The 23137-nt window shown below is 50.9% G+C and carries 14 protein-coding genes; 8 read left to right on the top strand and 6 right to left on the bottom strand.

Going from position 1 to position 23137, the window contains the following annotated elements:
* Positions 1-29: 29 nt before the first annotated feature.
* The 3 genes from BP71_RS10200 to BP71_RS10190 form a co-directional block, all read right to left on the bottom strand.
* The gene (locus tag BP71_RS10200) at positions 30-3515 is read right to left on the bottom strand and encodes a SusC/RagA family TonB-linked outer membrane protein (RefSeq protein WP_496378728.1); all 3486 of its coding nucleotides are present in this window, start codon (positions 3513-3515) and stop codon (positions 30-32) included.
* Positions 3516-3678: 163 nt separating this feature from the next.
* Positions 3679-4740 (bottom strand): FecR family protein, encoded by a 1062-nt coding sequence (locus tag BP71_RS10195; protein ID WP_496378726.1) that lies wholly within the window; start codon positions 4738-4740, stop codon positions 3679-3681.
* A 168-nt stretch (positions 4741-4908) separates the two neighbouring features.
* Positions 4909-5487: an RNA polymerase sigma factor gene (locus BP71_RS10190; protein ID WP_496379021.1), complete on the bottom strand. Its 579-nt coding sequence runs from the start codon at positions 5485-5487 to the stop codon at positions 4909-4911.
* Between the two features lie 180 nt (positions 5488-5667).
* Here BP71_RS10190 and BP71_RS10185 point away from each other — a divergent pair, with 180 nt between their 5' ends.
* From BP71_RS10185 to BP71_RS10165, 5 genes are all read left to right on the top strand, one after another.
* Positions 5668-5979 carry a hypothetical protein gene (locus tag BP71_RS10185; RefSeq protein WP_496378724.1) on the top strand — a complete coding sequence of 104 codons (312 nt, stop codon included), beginning with the start codon at positions 5668-5670 and terminating at the stop codon, positions 5977-5979.
* Positions 5907-6527 carry an MBL fold metallo-hydrolase gene (locus BP71_RS10180; RefSeq protein ID WP_496378722.1) on the top strand — a complete coding sequence of 207 codons (621 nt, stop codon included), beginning with the start codon at positions 5907-5909 and terminating at the stop codon, positions 6525-6527. Before BP71_RS10185 ends, BP71_RS10180 begins: the two co-directional genes overlap by 73 nt.
* Before the next feature lie 546 nt (positions 6528-7073).
* Positions 7074-8078, top strand: coding sequence for a ScyD/ScyE family protein (locus BP71_RS10175; RefSeq protein WP_496378720.1), 1005 nt, complete (start codon positions 7074-7076; stop codon positions 8076-8078).
* Between the two features lie 232 nt (positions 8079-8310).
* Positions 8311-9012 carry a response regulator transcription factor gene (locus tag BP71_RS10170; RefSeq protein WP_496378718.1) on the top strand — a complete coding sequence of 234 codons (702 nt, stop codon included), beginning with the start codon at positions 8311-8313 and terminating at the stop codon, positions 9010-9012.
* A 2-nt stretch (positions 9013-9014) separates the two neighbouring features.
* Entirely contained in the window at positions 9015-9338 is a 324-nt protein-coding gene (locus tag BP71_RS10165) for a hypothetical protein (RefSeq protein ID WP_496378716.1), read from the top strand.
* A gap of 9 nt (positions 9339-9347) precedes the next feature.
* On the opposite strand, the gene BP71_RS10160 is transcribed toward BP71_RS10165, so the two are convergent.
* A complete protein-coding gene (locus BP71_RS10160; protein WP_496378714.1) occupies positions 9348-14966 on the bottom strand; it encodes an AAA family ATPase in 5619 nt (1872 codons plus the stop codon).
* A gap of 179 nt (positions 14967-15145) precedes the next feature.
* Here BP71_RS10160 and BP71_RS10155 point away from each other — a divergent pair, with 179 nt between their 5' ends.
* The 3 genes from BP71_RS10155 to BP71_RS10145 all read left to right on the top strand — a co-directional run bounded on the left by BP71_RS10155 (position 15146) and on the right by BP71_RS10145 (position 18321).
* Positions 15146-16399 carry a styrene monooxygenase/indole monooxygenase family protein gene (locus BP71_RS10155; RefSeq protein WP_496378712.1) on the top strand — a complete coding sequence of 418 codons (1254 nt, stop codon included), beginning with the start codon at positions 15146-15148 and terminating at the stop codon, positions 16397-16399.
* Positions 16400-16451: 52 nt separating this feature from the next.
* Positions 16452-17462, top strand: a complete 1011-nt coding sequence (locus BP71_RS10150) for a class I SAM-dependent methyltransferase (protein WP_496378710.1) — start codon at positions 16452-16454, stop codon at positions 17460-17462.
* Between the two features lie 67 nt (positions 17463-17529).
* The gene (locus BP71_RS10145) at positions 17530-18321 is read left to right on the top strand and encodes a hypothetical protein (RefSeq protein ID WP_496378708.1); all 792 of its coding nucleotides are present in this window, start codon (positions 17530-17532) and stop codon (positions 18319-18321) included.
* A 248-nt stretch (positions 18322-18569) separates the two neighbouring features.
* On the opposite strand, the gene BP71_RS10140 is transcribed toward BP71_RS10145, so the two are convergent.
* Entirely contained in the window at positions 18570-19952 is a 1383-nt protein-coding gene (locus tag BP71_RS10140; RefSeq protein ID WP_496378706.1) for a TolC family protein, read from the bottom strand.
* Positions 19953-19963: 11 nt separating this feature from the next.
* A complete protein-coding gene (locus BP71_RS10135; protein ID WP_496378704.1) occupies positions 19964-23113 on the bottom strand; it encodes an efflux RND transporter permease subunit in 3150 nt (1049 codons plus the stop codon).
* Between the last annotated feature and the right edge of the window lie 24 nt (positions 23114-23137).

Genomic DNA, 23137 nt, shown 5'->3' with positions numbered 1-23137 from the left:
GCTTCAAATAAGTTTTTTTCTCCTAACCACTAAAACCCTAGCTGTAACCCGCAAAGCAACGTTCTGGGCTGGGGTAGCTGCTGACGGTCGTCGATACCCCGCGAGAAGATGTAGCTGCCGCCATTCTGAGTGCTTACCTCGGGGTCGTAGCCTTTGTATTTGGTGACGGTCAGGAGGTTTTGCGCTGCAACGTACACCCTGATGTTTTTAAACACTTTGCCGCCGCCGATACTGCCGATTACGCTCTGTGGTAAAGTATAGCCCAGTGTCAGGTTTCTGAGGCGCAGATAGGCACCACTTTCAAGCCACCAGTCGGAGGGACGGAGGTTCCCGTCGCCGGTCGCGCTTTGTCCTGCACGTGGGAGTTCGGCCACATCGCCGGGTTGGCGCCACCTTTTCAGGATTTCAGTGGAAGCATTGTGTCCCGTCGACTCGTTTTCGGTTACGAATTTGAAAGCATTCACGATTTTCAGGCCCGCTACACCGGAGACCACCACATTCAGATCAAAGCCCTTGTAGCTGGCACCGGCGCTGAAACCGTAAACAATTTTCGGGATGGGGTTTCCCAGGATCTTCTGGTCGGTGGCGGTCACTTTCCCGTCACCGTCGAGGTCTTTAAAAATGAAATCTCCCGGCAAAAGACCCGCCTGATATTTAGTGGAGGCATCGCCATTCTGCTCGGCCGCCTTCGAGTTGAGCGCATCGATTTCGGCCTGATCCTTGGCTACATGATCTACCATATATCCAAAGAACGACCCGATCGCGGAGCCGGCAGCTGTGTAGGTGAATGTCGGAAGATTGCTGAATGCGCCGGCCTGGATGGGCGCAGCAAATTCGCTTCCCAGGGAGTTGACGATGTTTTTGTTGTAAGCAATGTTCGCATTTACATTGTATTGGAATCCTCCGTTCGTCTGGTCACGGTAGCCCACTGAAAACTCAACGCCCTTATTTTGCGCGCTGGCTGCATTGGCGTACTTGCTGGGTTGTCCGCCGCTGCCTGATGCCCCGGTGCTCCCGGAAACAGGCACGCTCACGAGCAATCCGGAACTTTTGCGATTATACCAGTCGACAGTGAGGCTCAATCTGTTACTGAGAAACCCGAGGTCAAGACCGACGTCGGTCTGGTCCGTCGACTCCCAGCGAATATCGGGGTTCGACAATGTGTTGATGGTTGTTCCCGGGTAAAATCCTTCATTGGTCCCCAGTGAATAAACCAGGTTGCCATTAGGGCTGCCGCTGTAAGTCAGCACGGAGGTTACCCCGGTTGTTGGGATTGTATTGTTCCCGGTCCTGCCGAGTCCGAGCCGCAATTTGCCTTCGCTCAAGAAGTTCAGGTTGTTTTTGACAAACTCCTCATCGATAAAGCGCCATGCCACTCCCAGGCCGTAGAAGTTCCCGAAGCGGTTGTTGGCACCAAAGTTCGAAGCGCCGTCACGACGGAAGCTTCCCGTCAGGATGTATTTGTCGTCGAAAGTATAGCCGAGCCTTGCGAAATAGGAAATGACCGACGAACGGGCATAGCCATAATTGGAACCTGTAACGGCCTGTGACTGGGCTACGCTGATGTTCTGAATGGCATCGTTTGGAATTTTGGTCCCCGTCGCATTCAGGCCGGATGTATTTCCCGGATCCAGATAGCTGTTACCAAGCGTCGCCGAAACACTGTGTTTTCCAAATACCCTGTTGTAGGAAAAGTAGTTTTCCAACGTGTAAAATGAATAATTGTTAAAACCCAGCGTAGCCTGTTGCGGATTGGTGAGGTTATTGCCCCCGGTGTAGCCATATTGGTAGCTTCGGCTCTTGCTACCGCCGATCTCGGCAGAAAACTGTGTGCGAAACCGCAGACCGGCAATAAGATCGACTTCGGCAAATACCTGCGGGAAGAAAACAAAACCGGTATTAACGGGATGGTTCAGGTTGATGGCTGCAAGCGGGTTGTTCCCATTACTGAAATCGTCCACATTGGTGGTATTGGAGTAGCCACCCGGTACACTTGGATCGAAAATGGGCTTGTAGGGGGCATAGTAAACCGCGTCGGAAATACTGGCCAACTGGCCGTCGTCTTTGGTATAACGGACATTCAGGCTTTGTCCCAAATGAAAGCGGCCCAGGGTCTCGTCCAACGCAAAACGGGCATTCAGCCTGCTATTTGTGAAATTCTTCACGATCGCTTCCTGCTTGATATATCCCAAGGAGAAGTTGTAAGCGACTTTTTCGCCTCCGCCACTAATATTCAAGTCGTTTTGCGAAACAAGCCCCGACCTGAATATTTCTTTCTGCCAATCGGTACGATCTGTCGTCACCTCCGAAGTTTTGAATTTCTCGGGAAGGGCTGAGTTCGTTGTTGCTGCAAAGTCTTTCAGCAGGTCGATGTACTGCGAGGCATTGAGCAGATCCAGCGTCTTCCACGCCTTGGTTACGCCCCATTGGGTATTGAAGTTGATGCGGGGCGCACCGGATTTTCCTCTCCGGGTCGTGATGATGACCACGCCATTGGCCGCCGCCGATCCATAAATGGCTGTTGATGAAGCGTCTTTTAGAATGGTGATATTTTCGATATCCTGCGTCGCCAGCGTATTGAACATGGTTTTGCTCCCCTGAATCCCGTCGATGACGTAAAGGGGATCAACACCGGTGAACGATCCGGTACCGCGGATCAGGATTTGTGCATCCGAGCCTGGCGTTCCATTGGATTGCAGGACCTGCACGCCGGCCGATTTTCCGATCAGCAACTGGGACGGGTTGGTCGCTGTGGTCGCACCGGCGTCTTTCGAAGAAACAATATCGACCGAGCCGACCACATCCTGTTTCCGCGAGCTTCCGTATCCGATCACGACCACCTCATTGAGTGATTTGTCATCCGGCACCAACGAAACGTTGAGGGTCGCTTTGTCGCCCACAGTAACTTCCTGTGTTTTGTAACCTACAAAACTGAATACCAGCACGGGTTCTACATGGTTTACATCCAGCTCGAAATTGCCGGAAGCGTCGGTCAACGTTCCCAGTTGAGTACCTTTCAAACGAACGCTTACACCGGGCAGACCGTAGCCATTCTCATCGCTGACCTTGCCCTTCAGCGTCTGGGCCAGGAGATCCCTGACCTGAACGGAGAGCTGGCCGGTACCTTTGGTTTGCAGTTCCTTGCTGGCTTTGAGGAGGATTCGGCCCGATGGTGTGACCTGATAGGAAATTTGAAGAGGAGCCAGCAGCGTTTGAAGTGCTGCCGATAATTTTTGGTTAACGGCATGGATGACAACCACCCGTTCAGCGCGGATGGCCTTATTGCTGTAAACAAATTTGACATTTGCTTTCTGCTCCAGCTGGTCGAGCACAGTCGCCAGCTCCGCTTTATCGGCGTGGAGCGTCACGTTCCGTTCCAGTACCTCCTGCGCTTTACTGACATGGGCCGCGTAGGTAAGACTGGAAAAGACAATGGAAAAGATCATTTGGGCTAAAGAAATTCGCATGAGCAAGCAGAGCGATGCCCGGTTTTTTCGGTATCGGTTTTTTTTCATAGTTTAGAAAGGTTTTTTATAACTAATAAACCTTCCCGCTGCCGTATCTTGGCGGATTCCCAGCAGCAGGAAAGTACTGACCGGCAGGGTAGCTCTCTGCCGGTTTTCTTTTTTGGACTTTGGACGGGTTAATGCATAGAACAGTGGTTTGGTTAAACATAATTTATTTGCAGCCTGCAGCAGAAACCAGGATGCGCGTTCCCTGGACCTGGTACGAGCCGTCATTGGATTGGCAAATCAAGTCCAGCTGTTCAAACAGCGACATGTCTGTCAGGTCGCCTGTAAATGTGCATTGATTCACCGCTTCCCCGGATACCACGATATCCACGCCATATGCGGTTTCCAGGCGTTGAAAAATGTCGGGCAGCGCAACGTTTTTGTAGATCGGAGCTGGCTGCTGATCCTGGGAAATCAACAAAAGCGGCTTGTCAACGAGGCTGGTCATCAGATGTCCGCTTTCTTCGAAATAGGTCACTCGCTGATTTGGCGTCAGAATTACGCCTTTGTTGAACTGATGTTTGATTTGAGAGGGCGCTTCTTCTGTGCCGAGATTTTCATTTTCGAAAACGGATACCTTCCCGCACACCACCTCGACTTGCATCTGATGCTGTTCCTCGCCGTTTTTTACCCAGAAACTCGTACCAAGCACCCGTGTAACGAGCTTCCCGCTATACACGAAAAACGGGCGATGACTGTCTTTTGTAATGCTGAAAAAAGCGTCGCCTTTAAGTTGAACTTCCCGTTTGCCGGAAGAAAATTTGCGGGGATAGGTCAACCCGGCACCGGGGGCGAGGTTTACCTGGCTGCCGTCATCCAGTTTGATGAGCATCGGCCGGGCAGTATGGTTATCTGTGTATACCAGATCTTCGTGGCCGGCTTTCAGGAGCAATGTGCCGTTTGCAGATAATTCGGATGACGGCTTGCTCATGAAATAATAGCATAAGGAAAGAGACACGATCAGGATCGCGGCAACCGACGAATACATCCTGGCCGAGATCCAGGAAAGCCGTGGGAGGACTTTCGTGCGCAGGGGCGGTCTTTTATTTTGCTGAACGGCGGTCCACATTCGGGCTTTCAGCAGCGATTTTTCAGTATCGGTCAGCTCTGGTTGTGGCAAATCGCTCTGTACCTGCTCGTACCATTGATGGATACGGTCCATTTCCACGGGGGTGCATTTCCCCTCGCGGTATCTGGACAGCAGGTTTTCAATTTCGTCGTAATTCACTTTATCGGGGTTTGGGGCTGGCGCAGACAATGTCATGTCTGATTCAACCACTAAACCGTACAGGGTGCTGGCTGTCCCTGAATGTTTTTAAAATAAACTGGAAAGTTTATACGAAATCGATGTTTTTGGGGCAAGCTTCTTCTAAAAATGCAATGGTATTTCCCCTGATCAGGAGAAAATGCTCAGTAGCAACACGAGGAGAGTCTCATTGAGATATTCACGCACGGCTTTCGAAGCTTTGCTGAGGTGGTACTCGATCGTCTTGTCCGACAGATTCATGAATTCTGCGATCTGTCCGACAGTCCAGCTTTCAATCCGGCTAAGTTTGAATATTTCGCGTGTCTTGGGAGAGAATGGTTTGAGTCCCTCATCGATACTATGCAGGAGCTCGTTGTAGGCGACGGCGTCTTCGGTACTATGCTCGGATTGGCTCGCAAAAGCCTGGTAATAGGCCAGGTACCGGCTTCTCGGACCCGCTTTCCGGACATAGTCGATAACCTCGAAGCGCACAGCCGAAAACAGATAGTAATTCAACGCGGTGGTCTGGAGGTTCTGGCGTTCGTTCCAAAGGCGGGTAAATATGTCCTGGATGATCTCTTCGGCAATGTGTTTTTGTCCGAGCTTGTGCAGCGCCACCCGATACAATGCATACCAGTACTGGTCATAGATTGCAGTGAAAGCCCACTCATGTCCACAGCGCAAAGCTTCTATCAGTTGCTGGTCAGAAACTTCCTGGCTATCCGGCATCACGTTCAATAGGTGTCAAGTTTACATTTTTAACAAAGTTATATTTTTTAGATTAATATTTACATTTTAGCGAAGTAATGACGGAGTACCAGCTGTTCAACTGGCCGGATCGGCAGGTTGGCATTCATTATCAATGTGTTATCGAAACGGATGCTAACCATCACCAGAATGTCCAGATGTATGAAAGCAATGAGAAAGACCTGGGGACTTCTCTTTTTGGCAGTATTGTGCGTTCCCGGTGTTCTCAGTGCACAGGGAAATACCTACCAGGTATTTGTGATAAAATTTGCCGGGAGTGCGCACCCGTTTACAGAAGGTGACTGGGCTTTGGATGGCCCCAAGGATGTGCCTGTTGCCATTGACTTTATGTTTTGGCTGCTCAAAGTGATGGACGAAATGTTCTGGTCGATGCCGGTTTTTTGGAAGAAAAGGTACAGCAAGAGAAGTTCTTCCAGATCGTCGACTATGTTCGTCCTGATTCCGCACTTTTGAAGATTGGTATCAAACCAGAAGATATCACGGATATCATTCTTTCCCATCCGCATTGGGATCACGTGGGAGGTGCGAGCCTTTTTCCCAACGCCAGATTGTGGATGCAGAAACTCGATTTTCAGGGTTTTGTCGGCACTGCCTGGCAAAAAGACGGGAACAAAGGGGGATTTGCAAAAGGAGATGTCCGTTTGTTGGTGGAGCTGAATCTGGCTGGGCGGCTTAACCTGATTGATGGTGATAACAAAGAGATACTTCCGGGCATTACGGTTTTCACGGGCTCAAAGCACACGTTTGATTCGCAGTATGTGCTTGTCGGTAACGGCGAACACAAAATCGTTATAGCATCGGATAATGTCTGGATTTATTATAGCCTGGATCACCTTGTGCCCGCTTCACAAGGCGGCACGCATGATCCGGCCGGACATGTCAGGGCGATGGAACGCATGAAAACACTTGCAAGCAGCCCGAAATACATACTGCCGGGACATGACGGCCGGGTATTTGAAAAATTCCCCAAGGTAATGGCGGGCGTGGCGGCGGTTAAATAGAAAGTCTGCTCGGCTATCGCATAATTTGCCATGCCCTTACAAACTTTGAATTCTGAGAAAGCCCGTTTGCTGTAAATACCCAACTCATAGCAGGCTATATGCGAATTGCGACCGAACGGCCGCAGACGTCTCCCGGTGAGAAACCGGTGAGCAACGATTGGCAGGTCCGATCGGCTAGGCGGGGAGTTTCAAAAATGCCTTTGCCCAATACCTGCCGGTCACGACGGATAGCACGCCCCGCTGAACTGTAAATTCTCCTGCACCCGGACGCAGGCATCCCAAACTTCCCGGGTTTCATCCCTGTTCAGACACGCTCGTCCCTATTTTTTGACTCAATGCATATTAAAAGTCACTTTTGACGGTGGTCACTAGCCTGCCCTGGTCTTGCAAATCAGATAATTCCTGCGTTTAAAAAGTCGATCGTCGCCAGCCGCCTACCATGATGGCTTTGATCCTCCGATCGCCCCATAAGCGCAGGAATAATGCAGATCTGTGGATAGGCGAAACGATGACTTAAGGGTAAACTTTTAACTAAACCACTGATGTATGTACAGTAAACTTATGTACCGGCTTTTTATCTTTTTCATAATTTTTGCAGGCTATGGCTGTACCATGCGCGACCATTTGCTCCCGCAGATGCAGGTATATACATCCGGGTTGATAGCGCCGCTGGGTATGGACGCGGACGAAAAAGGTCAACTGTGGGTGACAGAGGCCGGTGATGGTAAAGCCAGCAACGGGCAGCTTTCATTGATTACAACGCAGGGGAATGTAGTCCCTGTTGTGACCGGATTTGTTTCCGAAGTAAGTCCGGAAGGAGGCGTTTTCGGGCTAAACCATGTCGTTCTTCAGGATGGTATTTTATGGATGCTTCACGGCGTCGAAGGCAGATTGTATAAACTGGACATTTCGTCTTTCAAACTGGGCGACAAGCCATTCAAAGCGGCAGATCTGGAATTTGAAGATATTGGCACTTTTGTGAAGGACCATGTTTTTGAACATGATACCGACGCGTCCGATTTGTTTAACCTGACCATAGGGCCAGACGGGGATCTGTTCATAGTCGATGCAGCTGCCAATGCAGTGATCCGGCGTAAGGCATCCACAAAAGAGTTGAGTGTTTTTGCCGTCATTCCACCCATTGCCAATCCCGGCGGAGAATCGGAGCAGATAGAATCCGTGCCAACCGGGATTGTTTTTGATGGTCAGAAATTCCTGGTATGCAGTTTTAGCGGATACCCGTTTCCTGCAAAGAAAGCACCTGTTTATCAGGTCGAACTGGACGGTACGGTATCTGTTTACCAAACCGGACTCTCGAGCCTGGCCGATATAGAACTGGACTCAGACAGGAGGCCGGTAGCCATAGAATACGGAACGTGGTCGGGAGAGGCATTCACTGAGAAGTCGGGAACGATAGTAAGCCCTGTTGATGGGCAGAATACGATTTGGGTTAACGGGCTCAATTTTCCCAATTCAATTAAAAGGGTCGGTTTGAACACCTATTACATTGCCCAGACTTTCGATGGGGTTATTCAGAAAGTCTCGTTTTGATAAATAATGTCCCGGATACCTGGAAAAATATTTCGTGATTCACGACAATACGAAATAAGGCTCGCTTCACCAGCGGGCCCTATTTCGTATCCGGGCTGGCACCCCGTATTAAGAATTTTGTAAGCCATTGGTTTACCGCTAAATAGAATCTTCTTGCCCGCCGTACCGACATTCAATAATATTGCACCCTTTCCCTCCCAATTCTTGCTGATCCCAACGAACATGATGATTTATGGAACAGCCACAATTGCTGCTGATCGACGACGAGATTCAATACAGCGAACTAACAAAGGAGTATTTGGAAATGAAAGGCTGCCAGGTACTGCTCAAACACGATGGGCAGGCAGGGCTTGAAGCTTTTAAATCCAAGCCATTTGATTTATGTGTCCTGGATATCAAAATGCCCAAAAAGGACGGCTTTACCCTGGCGGAGGAAATCAAGCAGATCGATGAGACGATTCCGATTATTTTTCTGACAGGTCAATCATTGAAAGAAGACAAGATCAGAGGACTTACGCTGGGTGCCGACGATTACCTGACCAAGCCGTTCAGTATGGAAGAGCTTTACCTGCGGATACGGGCTATTCTGAAACGGGTGAAAATGCATGAAAAAGTACGCACAGCCAGTCAGTACCAATGGGGCCACTCCCGGTTCGATCCGGATCTGCGGGAGTTGACCGTCTCGGGGCAGGTTATTAAGCTGACCTCCATTGAATCTAAACTTCTGAAATTGTTTTGCGAACACCAGAACAAGGTGTTAACGCGTGACGTAGCCATGATCGGCATTTGGGGCGACGAAGAACATTACCGTGGTTACAGCCTCAATGTATATGTGAGCAAGCTGCGTAAATTCTTAAAACCGGACCCCGCCGTAGAGATTCTCAATTTGCATGGCGAAGGCTATAAGCTCATTTTCAAACCCGGTGTCGCATAGCCATGGATTTATCGCTGCTCACTGATCTGATGGGTGGTGACCGGCAATTGGTCGACCGTTTTGTATCCATTTTCAGAACGCAGGTACCCGGTCAGGTCGCTGCACTTTCCTGGCTTTGCGAAATCCGGGAATGGGAGACACTTTCCACGGCGCTCCATAGTCTCAAAACGCAATTCAGCTATGTCGGTCTAACTGTGCTTGCCGGGCAGCTGCGCAGTATGGAGGAGCAAATCGATCGTGGCGAAACGGCTTCGATCGATCTGCAGATCCGCTCATTTACGGAAGATTTCAATCAGTTTTGGGAGAAAGCATTTCCAGGGCCGTGATAAACGACATTATGGCAAAGTACCGCCATCGCGCGCCTGCAGTAGCTTGCGGATTTTGTATTTCAGTTTTTTGACTTCAATGGGCTTGGTAATGTAATCGTCCATTCCGGCGTCCCGGCATTTCTGCGCTTCGGTAGGATTCGCATTGGATGTAAATGCCAGAATAGGGAGCCGGGCTCCGGTTTCGCGGGCGCGGATGGCGCGCGTAGCGCTATAACCATCCATGACGGGCATTTTCACATCCATCAGGACAATATCGAACTCTTTTTCATCCAGTTTTTGAAGCGCAATTTCTCCGTTGTCGGCGATGGTTACCTGCACATCGCGGATCATTTTCTTCAAGGTTTCCTCGGCCACCACCTGATTGAAGAGGTTGTCCTCGACCAGAAGCACGGCTAATCCGGAGAGCATTACCTCGTCGCCGTCTGTATCATGATCCTCCGACGGATGGCATATTTCAAATGTGAGGTCGAAACTGAACTCGGTTCCCTGCCCCAACTGGCTCATTACCTGCATCCGGCCACCTTGTTCTTCCACGAGTTTTTTGGCTATAAAAAGGCCCAGGCCCGTACCGGATTGCTTACTGTTCGAATCATCATCTATTCTTGTGAAGGTTTCGAAAATATATTCCAGCTTGTCCGCCGCAATGCCTATACCCGTATCCGTAACCCTGAACTGCAATTGCTCATGCAGCCCGTCGCGGGAAAAAACGCTGACCAGAATGGACACCGAGCCATCCTCCGTAAATTTGATAGCATTGCCTGCCAGGTTGAGCAGGATTTGGTGCAACCGGATAGGATCGCCGATCAGCTGCTGGCTCACATCGGGATCCACCGCGATGTTGAGTTTCAGGCCTTTTTCCTCGGCAATCACCCGCAGAATGTATCCCAGGCGCTCCATCCGGTCACGAACCTGAAAAGGTTTGTTCACGAATGAGAATTTGCCTGCTTCTATTTTGGAGTAATCCAGGATGTCATTGATGATGGCCAGCAGGTTTTCCGACGAATAGCGTATTCCTTTTGCGTATTCCAGTTGTTTTTCATTAAGGGGCGTATCGAAAATCAGTTCGGACATGCCGAGGATGGCCGTCATAGGGGTACGGATCTCGTGGCTCATGTTAGCGAAAAATTGCTCTTTGAACCGGGATTTCTCTTCTACAAGTTGCTTTTGACGTTCGATCTCCTCTTTCTGGATCTGGATTTCCGCTGTTCGGACAGCCACTTTCTGTTCCAGTTTTTCATACAATATCGCATTCTCGATGGCCACCGCAATCTGGCCGGACAGAAGTTTGATTAATTGCGTCCGCTCAGGGGTGAAAACAGCAGTGGCCAGATTATTTTCCAGATAAAGCGCCCCAACCACCTTCCCCTGGTTCAGCGCAGGAATGCATAGGGCGGAGCGAACGCCGCGGGTCGTTACAACCGGGTCGCTTTTAAATTCGCTGGCCTGGGCATCGTGCAATACCACATCTGTTTTGCTGCCGAAAACATGCCCGATGATGGAGGCAGGCACTTCCGATGATTCACTCAGCGGTATTTTACGGATATCACTCAGCTCATTCACCACAGAGCGCGCGGCCTCGATCACCAGTTCGCCGCCCCAGTCAAGTATGAAGTACCCCGACTGAGCTCCTGCATTTTCGATGGCGAATTGCATTAACTTTTCCATCAGCCGGCTAAAAACAACCTCACTTGAAATGGCTGCGGATGCCTTCATCAACGTCGAGAGGTCGAGCGTCGACGCGATACTGTCCCTGGAATGAGGTGAAGAAGCTTTCCGATGCTCGACGTCGCCGTGCATGATTTCCGGAAATTCGTCCGACAACTGTCGTTCCTTCAGGAGGCATCCCCACTCACGGTAACCTGCCAGTGCCTCTCTCAGATAAGATATGCCCGTTCTGGACTGCCCTTTGCCAATCCAATATCGTCCGCAACGCTCATTGGCCAGCGCCGCCTCGTGGATGTGGCCATTCTCCTGAGCGGTCAGAATAGCCTGATCAAAGCGCCCGATCGCCTTTTCGCTATTTCCCTGGATGGCCAGGATTTCGGCATCAAGCAAATAGTAGCGGTGCGCAAAATTGACCGGGACCAATTGTGCCAGCCTGGCCAATTTTTTGTGCTGGATACGGGCTACACGCATCCGTCCGCGATTCCGATCGGAGCTGCGATACAGGGCGGTATTTAATAGTCCAAAATAGAAAGCGTACAGCGGGTCGAACAGGGAGGCTTTTACATCGTTCAGGTAAGGTGCTGCGTGGCTCGCATGCGCCATCGCGCGCTCATGATCACCAGCTAGGTAGGCGAGTATCATTTTATAGGCAAAACACGCAAACATCCTCGACCGGTCTTTTTGGGCAAGGATCGCTTCAAAATCGGGCTTTTCGTCAAAATATGCCCCTGAAAGTCTTGCCGGGTCATCATTTTCGCCCAGCAAGTTGGCAGTCACCTGAATGAGCGGTTCGTTGGCGTGGGTGATATGTTCTTTGGCAAGGGCACGCGGGGGCTCGTTGAACCGCAGCATCTCATGCTTGACCCAATGCAGGTTCTTCCCCGATAAAAGTAGGTGGAAAGCATACGAGCTCGATGCATAAGAACAGTATTCAAGATCACCCATTTCGATGCCTTTCTCGTAGGATTTTCGTAATGCTTCAAGGGAATTGTTAATATGTTCGCCCCAGGGCCGGTTGACGATATTGTAAACAAGCAAAGTCCGCTCGCGCACTACACCGCCTACCTGGTCCGCAAGCTTCAAGGCGACACTGCCGAAACGGTAACAGGCCCCGGGATCGGTCTCTATGGCATTGACGATCGCCCCAAACGTAGCAAATGTGATCGCCGATTCAGCCGCAACCCCGTATTTGAGCGATAATTCCACCATTTTAATAACCATCAGCGGATACAGCACTGGCACTTTTCCGTAGACAACAGCGGTGATGTTTTGAAGCACCTGCATGGCAGCTAATGCACGTGGATCTTCCATTTTCGGCAACTGCGTCAGCGAGCCGGTTTCCCTGCCCCTGAGCAACCATTTCGATTTCAGGTAGGCGGCGATGATGTGGGTGTTTGCCGGTCGACGGGGGAAATTTATATCCAACCCGCGCAAAACAGAAAGCGAAAGTTCGATGGCCTTTTCATCGCGTTGATTTAATATCAGGCACCGGACTTGCACGAGTTGGATTTCGATTTTGTCCTCCAATCCTCTCGCCCGGGAGAGTGCTTCCGCAGCAATATCGAGACAAACATCCGGATGCCCGGCTAGGTAAGCGCTTTCTGCACATTGAATGTGGAGCGCAAGCGCCAAAGGGTAATCATCCAGCCAGTCTTCCGGCATGACCATTTCTTTCCCCTTTCTGAAATAGGCAAATGCCACAGAGTAAGCAGCAGATGCCTTGGCTTTTTCTCCGGCGTTCAGGTTCAGGCCAATGATCCTGCGCCTTTCCAAAGCGCTGCTGAACCCGACGCAGTAATTGAGATGGTTGACGATTTCGAAAAGCTGCCGATTGCGATCATGTGGCGAAAGCCTCTCGAGCAGGAAGTAGCCTGTGCTGAGATGGGTGTCAATCTGGTCTTGCGGCGAAAGCAGGTCGTAGGCCGCCTGCTGCACCTGATCATGGACAAAAATGTACTTGCTTGGAGCCAGATAATGGTCGCCGGGCTGCTTGCCGAGGGTTATTCGCAGCAAGTTTTCGGCTACCGCTTCATAAAGATCTTCGCCCGTCTCCTGCGGTGTTTTGTCAAGAAGGGCCGATAGTACCACCAGATCGAACTCGGAACCGATACAGGAGGCGACTGTCAATGCTTTGCACGCCTGCTCCGAAAGATTGTTGATTTTTGCGGCAAGTAACTGCTGGGAGGAAGCCGACTTTGTCTTACGCTCCATGCCCTGCAGATCCCAATTCCACTTTTGGAGCTTGGGGTCATACCGGATTAACCCTCGCTGATAAAAATCGAGGAGCATTTCTGAAATAAAATACGGATTACCTAATGTTCCTGCCAGAATGACCTCGGCAAAGGGTGAAGCCGCATTGCACGGGCAGGAAAAAGTATCAGCCAGAAGCGTGGTAATATCCGTTTTGTGTAAAGGATAAAGCAGGATTTGAGTGAGTTTCGCTTGATGGGTATTCAGGTCTTGTATGGCCGTCTTGAGAGGGTGCGCCGCCGACACTTCATTGTCACGGAAGGTGCCGATAATGAGCAGGTTGCAGCCTTCTACCGAATGAGTAACGCGACTTAGAAAACGCAGGCTGGAAACGTCGGCCCAATGCAGATCGTCCAGGAATATAACCAACGGGTGTTCCTTTTTTGTAAATACATTGATAAAATTCGTAAATACATTCACAAACCGGTTCTGTGCTTCCAACGGCGGGAGCTGTTCCACCGGGGCCTGACGACCGATGATCTTCTGCAGCTCCGGGATAACCTCGATGATGATCTGTCCCAGCGGGTCCACAGCATCCAAAATGGCTGTTTCCCAATAGGCCAGATCTCCCTGAGCTATTTTACATACCAGCTCTTTAAATGACTTGATGACCCCCTCAAACGGAATATTCTGCATATATTGGTCAAATTTCCCTGTAATGAACAGCGCTCCGGCTGGCTCAATTCTTTTTTGAACTTCTGTGACCAGGGAGGATTTACCGATCCCCGATTGCCCCGAGACCAGGACCAATTCATTTCCTTCGGAGATCCGGTCGTAAGCGGCAAGCACTGACGTGAGCTCATACCCGCGCCCGTAAAGGCAATCTGATATTCGGAAAATGCCGGGTTGATCATGGGTGCCGGGTGAGAATTCCTCGCGGTTTCCGCGGCCCATCAACCCATTTTTACAGGTTGTCAGGTCGGTAAGGATACCGCGGGTCGTCTGGTAGCGATCTTCGGGCTTTTTTGCCAGAAGCTTCATCACAATTGCGCCCAACTGTGTCGGGTGTGTTACAGGCCATACAGGCATACGCGCAATATGCGCGTGTACGAGTTCATTCGGGTCTGTGTTTTCGAATGGCAGTTTGCCGGTGAAAAGACGGTAAAACAGCACGCCTAAATGGTAGTAATCCGACCGATAGTCTACCGGAACGTCGGTAAGGCCGCTTTGTTCCGGAGCAATGTAATCCAGCGCAATGGCGGTTTGATTATTTGGAATGCTCTTTCCGGTCCGGCTGGCGGGTTGTGCGAGTGTCAGGTCTGCCAGACGGATTTCATTGGTATGGGGATTGATCAGAAAGTGCGCGGGGCGAAGGTCCTGATGTGCAATATCAAAGTAATGCAGTTCTTCCACCACACGTACCAGCTCCGCCGCGATAGCGATATGGGTTAGGGTATCCGCTGTACTGTTGTTCAGGAATTTTTCCAGATGAATGCCTTCAAAATCATCCAGTTCGATCACCAGATGACTTTCTGTATGGCTGAAACGAAGGTGGTTCAGGACACGGTCAAACCTGAAAGCTTTTGCCCAGGCATAGCCCGGGGTGGTTTGGTCATAGGGTATATCACTTCCCGCAGCGGACGGTACAACTTTTAAAATCACCTGTTCCGCGGTGCTTTCACGCAACGCACGGAAGTACGACCGGTTGTTTTCCTTGTAAAGTTCCTGAGTTATCCCGTAATCGGGGATTTGTAAAGTGTCAAAGCCCATAACATCTTAAAATGTTCTGTTTCAAAGCCATGCAAAGGTAATCTTCACGAAATGCCATCAAATCGAAGCTGGTGTATTTTAATAATTTTTTATACTTTTTAAGGAACTCTTACCATTTGACACCTGCCCTGCGCAGTACCTTTGTCGACATCAAATGAAAACCCAAAAACATCGGATCAATGAGAAAGATAGCAATCATGGGTGCGGGACAGTCGGGATTACACCTCGGTATCAGGCTGGTCAGAAGCGGTTATGACGTAACCATTATTTCGGAACGTTCGGCGGAAGAGATATTCAATGGCCCCCCGACCGGCGCCACCTATTTGTTCAACGACACCCTTCAGCTGGAAAAGGAACTCGGTCTTGACCTTTGGAGCGACACCGCTTTTCATTCGACCGGCTTCAATATCAACTTTGGCACACCTGCCGGCGACTTCGCGTTCGGGATCAAGTCGCGTACCAGTAAGCCGGGCGCGTCTATCGATCAGCGGCTCAAATTTTACCAGTGGATCAAACTTTTTGAAAAACTGGGCGGCAAATTTACCGTCAGCGATACCACGCCGTCAGACCTGCTGGCGTGTACTGCACATTTCGACCTGGTAGTTGTCTCATCGGGCAAGGGGCCGTTGGCCAAGCTTTTTACAAGGGACAACGAGCGATCTACACACGATGTACCGGCGCGTAAACTGGTGCAGATCCACATCAATGATTTCGAGCATACTGAAAAGACCCGGTTCAACACGATCACGCTCGACGCGGTGATGGGGGCGGGGGAGATCATTACCGCACCTTTTTATCAAAAAGATGATATTCAATGCGCATTCCTGCTGATCGAAAGCATTCCCGGCGGCCCGATGGACGTCTTTGACCAAGCGGATTCCGCCACTGACATTCTGGCCAAGGCAAAAGAAATGATCCGTTCATTACTGCCCTGGCGGTACCCCGCTTTTGATAATGCGGCAGTGGTGGGTGACAACGCCTTTTTGAAAGGCTCATTTACCCCGGTCGTCAGAAAGCCGGTGGTGCAGCTCAATTCGACGGCAGCTGTGCTGGGTATCGGCGATACGGTGATACTGAACGACCCCATCGTCGGCCAGGGTGGGAATAATGCTTCTAAAATGGCTAATGCTTATGCCCAGGCAATCATCAACCGGGCGGATGCACCCTTCGATGTGGCGTGGATGAACCGGACTTTTGAAGACTTCTGGCAGTATTCGCGGCATGTCAATCGTTTTTGTGACATTTTTCTCGCGCCGCCCGCACCACATGTGGTGGAGATACTCCAGGCCGCTACCCGTTACCCCGAAGTGGCTTCTGATTTTGTAAATGGATTCAATCATCCGCCAAGCCTGTTTCCCTGGCTGGATGATGCAGAAGCTGCCCGTGACTACCTGACCCATAAAACCATGGTTCCAGCCTCGGCCGTATTGTGACCCCTCCGGATCGTTAAGTATACATCTTACACCAGGAAACCAGATCTGAAACATGAAAAATCAAAACCTCGCGTCCCTCAGGGGCGCTGATCGGGATACAATTGTCCTGACTGAACCGACTGCTACCGGAATGATGCTGCAGTACGATGCTATCCGTATACTCCGTGGTATGGTAGCGGCAGGTGGCCCGCAGGAAGCCGAATATCCGATTTTGGACGGGCTGATGCAGCAACTGTTCCGGATGAAAGAGTCCAATGCACTGCGTGAGCAGGAAATTGCCTACCTGCAAAGCATTTTCGATGACGAGTTCCTGGCCAATACTATTCACGGATACGTATATATTAAACCGTTAGGGTATGCAGGTGACTTCAGGCTAATCGATATGATCTACACCTATCATCTTTTCGAGGATGGCGGTTATGAGGGTTGGGACCGTTACTTTCATTATCATGCTGCCACCAGGGCTGTCCGTAACCGGAAAGCGTATTTCAAACAGCAAATGCTGGGAAGGCTTTCCTCGCAACCAGCACCGCTTCACCTTCTGAATGTTGCCAGCGGTCCCGCCCGCGATTTGTACGAGCTGTACACCGAGATTGATCCCGACATGCTCGTGACAACGTGTGTCGATATCGATGCGGATGCCATTGCATTTGCCGTAGACCTGTGCGGGTCGTATGCCGAACAGATCAATTTTCAGCAAAGGAACATTCTACGTTTTGCAAGTGCCGAAAAATATGACGTAATCTGGTCGGCAGGATTGTTCGACTATTTTGAAGACCGCCTGTTTGTGTTGGCTTTGAAACGATTGCTTACGTTTCTCAAACCCGGCGGCGAAATCCTGATAGGCAATTTTTCGGAGGATAATCCAAGCCGTGGATACATGGAGCTTTTCGGAGAATGGTTCCTGATTCATCGCAGCCGAGAAAAACTGACCAGCCTGTCGTTGCAGGCCGGGGTCCAGGCGGAGCACATTTCCATAGAACAAGAACCGCTCGGGATCAACCTGTTCCTGAGAATCCAAAGCGCGGTACCGGCGGCTCAGGCAGGACTTTGCATGAACTGATATCGAACTTCCTCCAATACCTTTTATCAATCATACACTTATTCAAAATTCCATTCAATTTTTAATCATGAAAAATTTCAAATCGTTAAGCACATTGCTCAGCAAATCCGCACTCTTTACATGCATTGTATTTTTGTACGCCTGCGATTCCGGGCAGGACGACCAGACACCATCCCCGGCGATTAATTTCACGGAAGTCAAGGGAAGTGGCGAGATTACCTCACAAGTCACCGCATTCAGAACGCTACTGGGCGACCCCCTGAACACTACAGTAAATCAAACGGGCCGCAGGGAGATCAATTGGGATGCCGTACCCGACAATCAGACCAATACGGACAATTTCCCCGGCGACTTCTTTAACAGCACCGATCCTGCCGTTGCTGTCGGTAGAAAGCGCGGGGTGGTCTTCACCACTCCGGGTAAAGGCTTTCGGGTGAGTGACAAAGATTTCAGCGATGTGGTTTCCGGCAACAGCGAACAATTCAAGGCATTTAGTCCTGCCCGGACATTTGCCGCCGTCGGAAGTAATAAGATGGATATTGTTTTCAGAATTCCGGGCTCGGTCGATGCCGCCTTCGTAAAAGGTTTCGGAGCTATATTTTCGGATGTGGACCGGGCAAATGCGACCAGCATTGAATTTTTTGAAGGCGAAAAAAGCCTGGGCAAATTCAACGCCCCAGCCAGAACCGATGCCAACGGCTTCTCATTCCTGGGCGTCGTTTTTCCCGATCATAAGGTGACTAAAGTGACCATCGTTTCCGGATCGGCGGGCATTTCAGGCCAGTATAACTATAATGGGAATGATGATCTGGTTGTAATGGACGACTTCTTTTACAGCGAACCATCTGCCGCACAATAGGATCATCGTGCAGGTAGCCTTGCCTTGGTGAAAAAGTAAACGAATGCCGTTTCTGATACCAGAAGCGGCATTCGTTTACTTTTTATGATAAATAAATAGATCACGAAGGACCAAAAAGGTTTGTAGCCGGTAAAAAAGGACTTCTGAATTAATTGCGCTAATCGGTAGCATCTGCAATAACAATGCTCAAACAATCCGGTAGCCAAGGATCCGGCTAACGGTTAATCCCGGGATACGGCTGAGGTTTTCTAATGCGTTCCACCCCCCAATGCACGGTAGAGCTGGATCACCGCCAGCCATTGCCGGTATTGGTCGTTCACACCGTCGAGCTGCGCGGCCAGCAGGTTTTGTTCCGAGGTCAGCACGTCGGTGTAGTTGGTCGTTGAACTGAACCTAAGCAGCTTTTTATTCGCGTCGACAGCCTTTTCCAACGATGCCAGTTGTCTGGTTCGGATGTCGCGCTGCTCGCCGGCGGCCTCGTATGCATAGAGCGCGTCAGAGACTTCCCGGCCAGCCACCAGCATAGACTTCTGAAGTTCGGTTGCGGCTTGTTCCTGCCGGGCATTCGCTGTGGCCAGTCGGGCTTTATTGGCACCCCGGTTGAAGATCGGCTGCGTCAGGCCGGCAGCTACGTTTCCGAATAGCCCCAGCGACGTTAGCCAATCCTGGAAATTGAAACTGGTAAAACCTCCGTTTGCGGTAATCACGAGCGACGGGTAAAAGAAAGTCCTTGCTACGTTGGTATTTTCAAAGGCTTCCCAAAGTCCGTATTCAGCCTGTTTTACATCCGGCCTGTTTTGCAGTAATTGCGCAGGGACGCCCGTTCTTAGCGGGATATCTAGCTTCTGTTGTTCGAGTGTCGTTCGCGCTACAGGGCCGGATGGCCGGGCGAGCAGCAGGTTCAATGCGTTCTCGGTTTCACGGATTTGCCTTTTAACCGCGGGTATAGCGATCTCGGCGGCATAGGCATTGGCTTCACTTTGTGAAATGGCCGCCCCATTGAGGATGTTTGCTTCTTTCAGCAGGGTCACGGCCTTCACATCGGCAAAACGATTGTTCTTCGTCTTTTCAAGAATCGCCAGTTGCTGGTCGAGCACGAGCAGCGTATAGTAGTTGCTGGCAATGTCGGCGATCAGTTGCGTCTGGATGGCCTGCCGGGCCTGTTCCGTACGCAGCAGGCTGGCCAGCGCCCCACGTTTGGCGCTGCGGAGCTTACCCCAGATGTCTGCCTCCCAGGACGAACCCAGGCCTAGGTCATATTGCGTGGTCGAACTGATAATGCCATACCCTTGCGGGAAAGCCAGTTTGGATTGTTTCAGCGACAAAGTTCCGCTCAGATCCGGTAAAAAGGCCGACTTGCTCAGTTGAAGGGACGCTTTTGCCGCTACTATATTTTGCATCGCAATCCGGAGATCCGGGTTTTGCTCCAACCCCTGCGTGATCAGCGTCGTCAGCGCAGTGTCGGAGAAGAACTCTCTCCACGGAATCCCCGCTATGCTGATGGTGTCCTGGGAGGATTGTCCCCGGTAAAGGCCCCGGGTGTCCAACCCGGGCCGTTCGTAAGGTTTGGTCACCTGGCAGGAAGCTGCCAGGATCGTTAAAAAGACCGCACCGATATACTTATTTTTCATGGATACTTTATTTAATAGATAAGTTGTTCTTCTTCTGCTGTTTTTCGTAGGGTACCACTCACTTTTTCATGCAATGTCTGGAACAGGACAAACAGGACGGGAATCACGAACACCCCGAACAGCGTGCCGATCAGCATACCACCTACTGCCGCAGTTCCGATGGACCGGTTGCTCAATGCACCTGCACCCGTTGCCAGCATTAAAGGCAGTAATCCGAAAATGAATGCGAACGACGTCATCAGGATCGGCCTTAAGCGGGTAACCGCTCCCGCCACAGCCGAGCGCACGATACTTTCGCCGTTCAGCCGGTGCATCAATGCAAACTCGACGATCAGGATCGCGTTTTTGGCTAAAAGGCCGATGAGCATGATGAGGCTGATTTGGAGGAAGATATTGTTGTCGAGCCCGAAGAGCCGTGCAAAAAGGAAAGCTCCGGCCAGCCCGATTGGAAGTGACAACAGGACCGAGAACGGGAGAATGTAGCTTTTATACTGGGCGCTGAGCAGGAAGTAGATGAATACCAGGCTGAGCAGGAAGATCAGCAAGGTTTGGTTACCGCTGGAAATCTCTTCCAGGCTCAATCCCGAAAACTCGTAGGCATAGCCCTGCGGCAGCGTTTTGGCGGCCACTTCACGGATCGCCTTAATCGCATCGCCGGAGCTGTAACCGGGTTTGGGGGCACCATTCACGGCGGCGGCTGTAAAAAGGTTGAAGCGGTTGATAAACTCGGGGCCGTACACCTTCTTTAAAGTCACAAATTCGGAGATCGGAGCCATGGTGCCGGTTTCGTTGCGGACGAAAATCTTGTGGATCGCGTCGGTACCGGACCGCTGGCCTGCTTCGGCCTGGATCATGACCTTGTACTGCTTCCCGAATCGGTTGAAATCCGAAGCATAAATGCCGCCGAAATAACCCTGTAATGTACTCAGGACCGCATTAACCGGTATCCCTGCTTCCATGCATTTGGCTACATTCACCTGCACCTCGTACTGGGGGAAATTCGTGTTGTAGGACGTGGCCGCATACATGATCTCGGGCCGCTGGTTGAGTTCTCCCATAAATTTCCCGATTACCTGGTCGAATGCCTGGTAACTGCCGCCTGTTTTATCCTGCAACTGGAATTCAAAGCCGTCATTATTCCCGAAACCCTGCAGGGTAGGAGCCGCGAAAAAGATAATGCTCGCATCGCGGATACCGGCTGTTTTGGCAAACAATGTGCCTACAATGCTCTTAATGTCCTGCCCTTCGTGCGTCCGTTGGTTCCAGGGTTTGAGGCGAATAAAAATCGCGGCATAGGAACTGCCGACACCGCTCATCAGGTCCATTCCCGCGAGCCGGGATACCAGCTCGGTCTCCGGGATGGTCCGCGCAATGCTGTCGATCTGGTCGGCGATGACCTCCGTTCGTTCCAACGAGGTCGCGGGCGCGAGAATGACGTTTCCGTAAATGGAACCGCTGTCTTCGTTGGGGACAAATCCGGTAGGCGTGGAGCTGATCAGGAACCACAGCAATGCGCTGAATGCGGCGATTCCACCCACCGCGATCCATTTTTTGTGGATCAGAAAGCGGACCGATCGGCGATACCGGCTGGTCATGGCTTCAAACGAAGCATTGAAACCGCGGTAGAAGCGTTGGAGAAAACCTTTGCCCGCGTGGTGTCCGTCGCCGTGGGGTTTCAGCAGGATGGCGCATAATGCCGGGCTGAGTGTGAGCGCATTGATAGCCGAAATAACGATCGCGACGGCCAGCGTCAGTCCGAATTGCTTGTAGAAGATTCCCACTGATCCCGTTACGAATGTCACCGGCACAAAAACCGCCGCCATAATGAGTGTAATGGAGACAATCGCGGTGCTGATCTCGCTCATGGCGTCGATCGTCGCCTTTTTGGCTGAGCGGTAGCCGTGGTCCAGTTTGGCATGGACGGCTTCCACCACCACGATAGCGTCATCCACCACGATCCCAATCGCAAGAACCAATGCGAAAAGGGTCAGCAGGTTGATCGTGAAACCCAGAATTTTAAGAAAGAAAAATGTACCGATAATCGCCACGGGCACGGCGATGGCCGGAATAAGTGTGGAACGGAAGTCTTGCAAAAACAGGAAAACGACGATGAACACCAGTGCAAAGGCTTCCACCAGCGTCCATATCAGTTTGGAGATAGAGGCATCCAGGAATTCGTTCGCATTGGAGAAGACGCTGTACCGGATTCCTTTCGGAAAAGTTTTGGAAGCCTCTCCCAGAATCCGCTCGCATTCGTTGATGATTTCGTGTGCATTGGAGCCGGCCATTTGCGTAATGGCCACGTAAGGCGCCTGCCGTCCCTGGGCGGTGATGGTGCTCGCGTAGGTGTATGAGCCCATTTCGAGGTCGGCCACATCTTTCAATGTCAGTAATTGTCCGTTGCCACTGGAGCGGAGAATGATATTTTCAAACTGCTCGGGCTTTTCCAGGCGTCCGGTATATTTGAGGGTATACTGAAAAACCTGGTTGCTGTTTTCGCCCACCTTGCCTGGTGCAGCCTCGATGTTCTGCTCCGAAAGCGCCCGGATAATGTCCTGCGGCACCAGTCCGTACACGGCCATGACGTCGGGTTTCAGCCAGATACGCATGCTGTAATCTTTGCTGCCGTACACCTGCGCGGAGCCGATGCCCGAAATCCGTTTGATTTGGGGCATTACATTGATTTTAAGATAATTGTCCAGGAACTCCTGGTCGTATTTCCCATCCTGACTGTACAGCAGGAAGCTGAAAACTTCACTGTTGAGCCGCTTGCTCGTCGTAATGCCGACTTTAATTACCTCGGCAGGAAGCAGACTGGTGGCCTTCGTAATGCGGTTCTGCACATTCACCGCCGCCATATCGGGGTCGGTGCCTTGTTTGAAATTAATGGTAATGGTCGCGCTGCCGTCATTGCTCGCCTTGGAGGTCATGTAGGTCATGTTTTCCACGCCATTCAGTTCTTCTTCCAATGGCGTGATCACTGTTTTCATGACGACCGCCGCGCTTGCGCCCTGATAGGTAGTGTTTACCTCCACGGCAGGCGGTGCAATGTCGGGGTACTGAGATATGGGCAGTGAAAAAAGCCCGAGCAAGCCCAGAATGACGATTATGATCGATATGACCGTCGATAGTACCGGATTTTCAATGAATTTATTCAACATGATAGGTAATGTTTATGATGAAGG

The organism is Dyadobacter ginsengisoli DSM 21015 (assembly GCF_059568735.1).
This window is presented reverse-complemented; position numbering and strand designations above follow the sequence as displayed.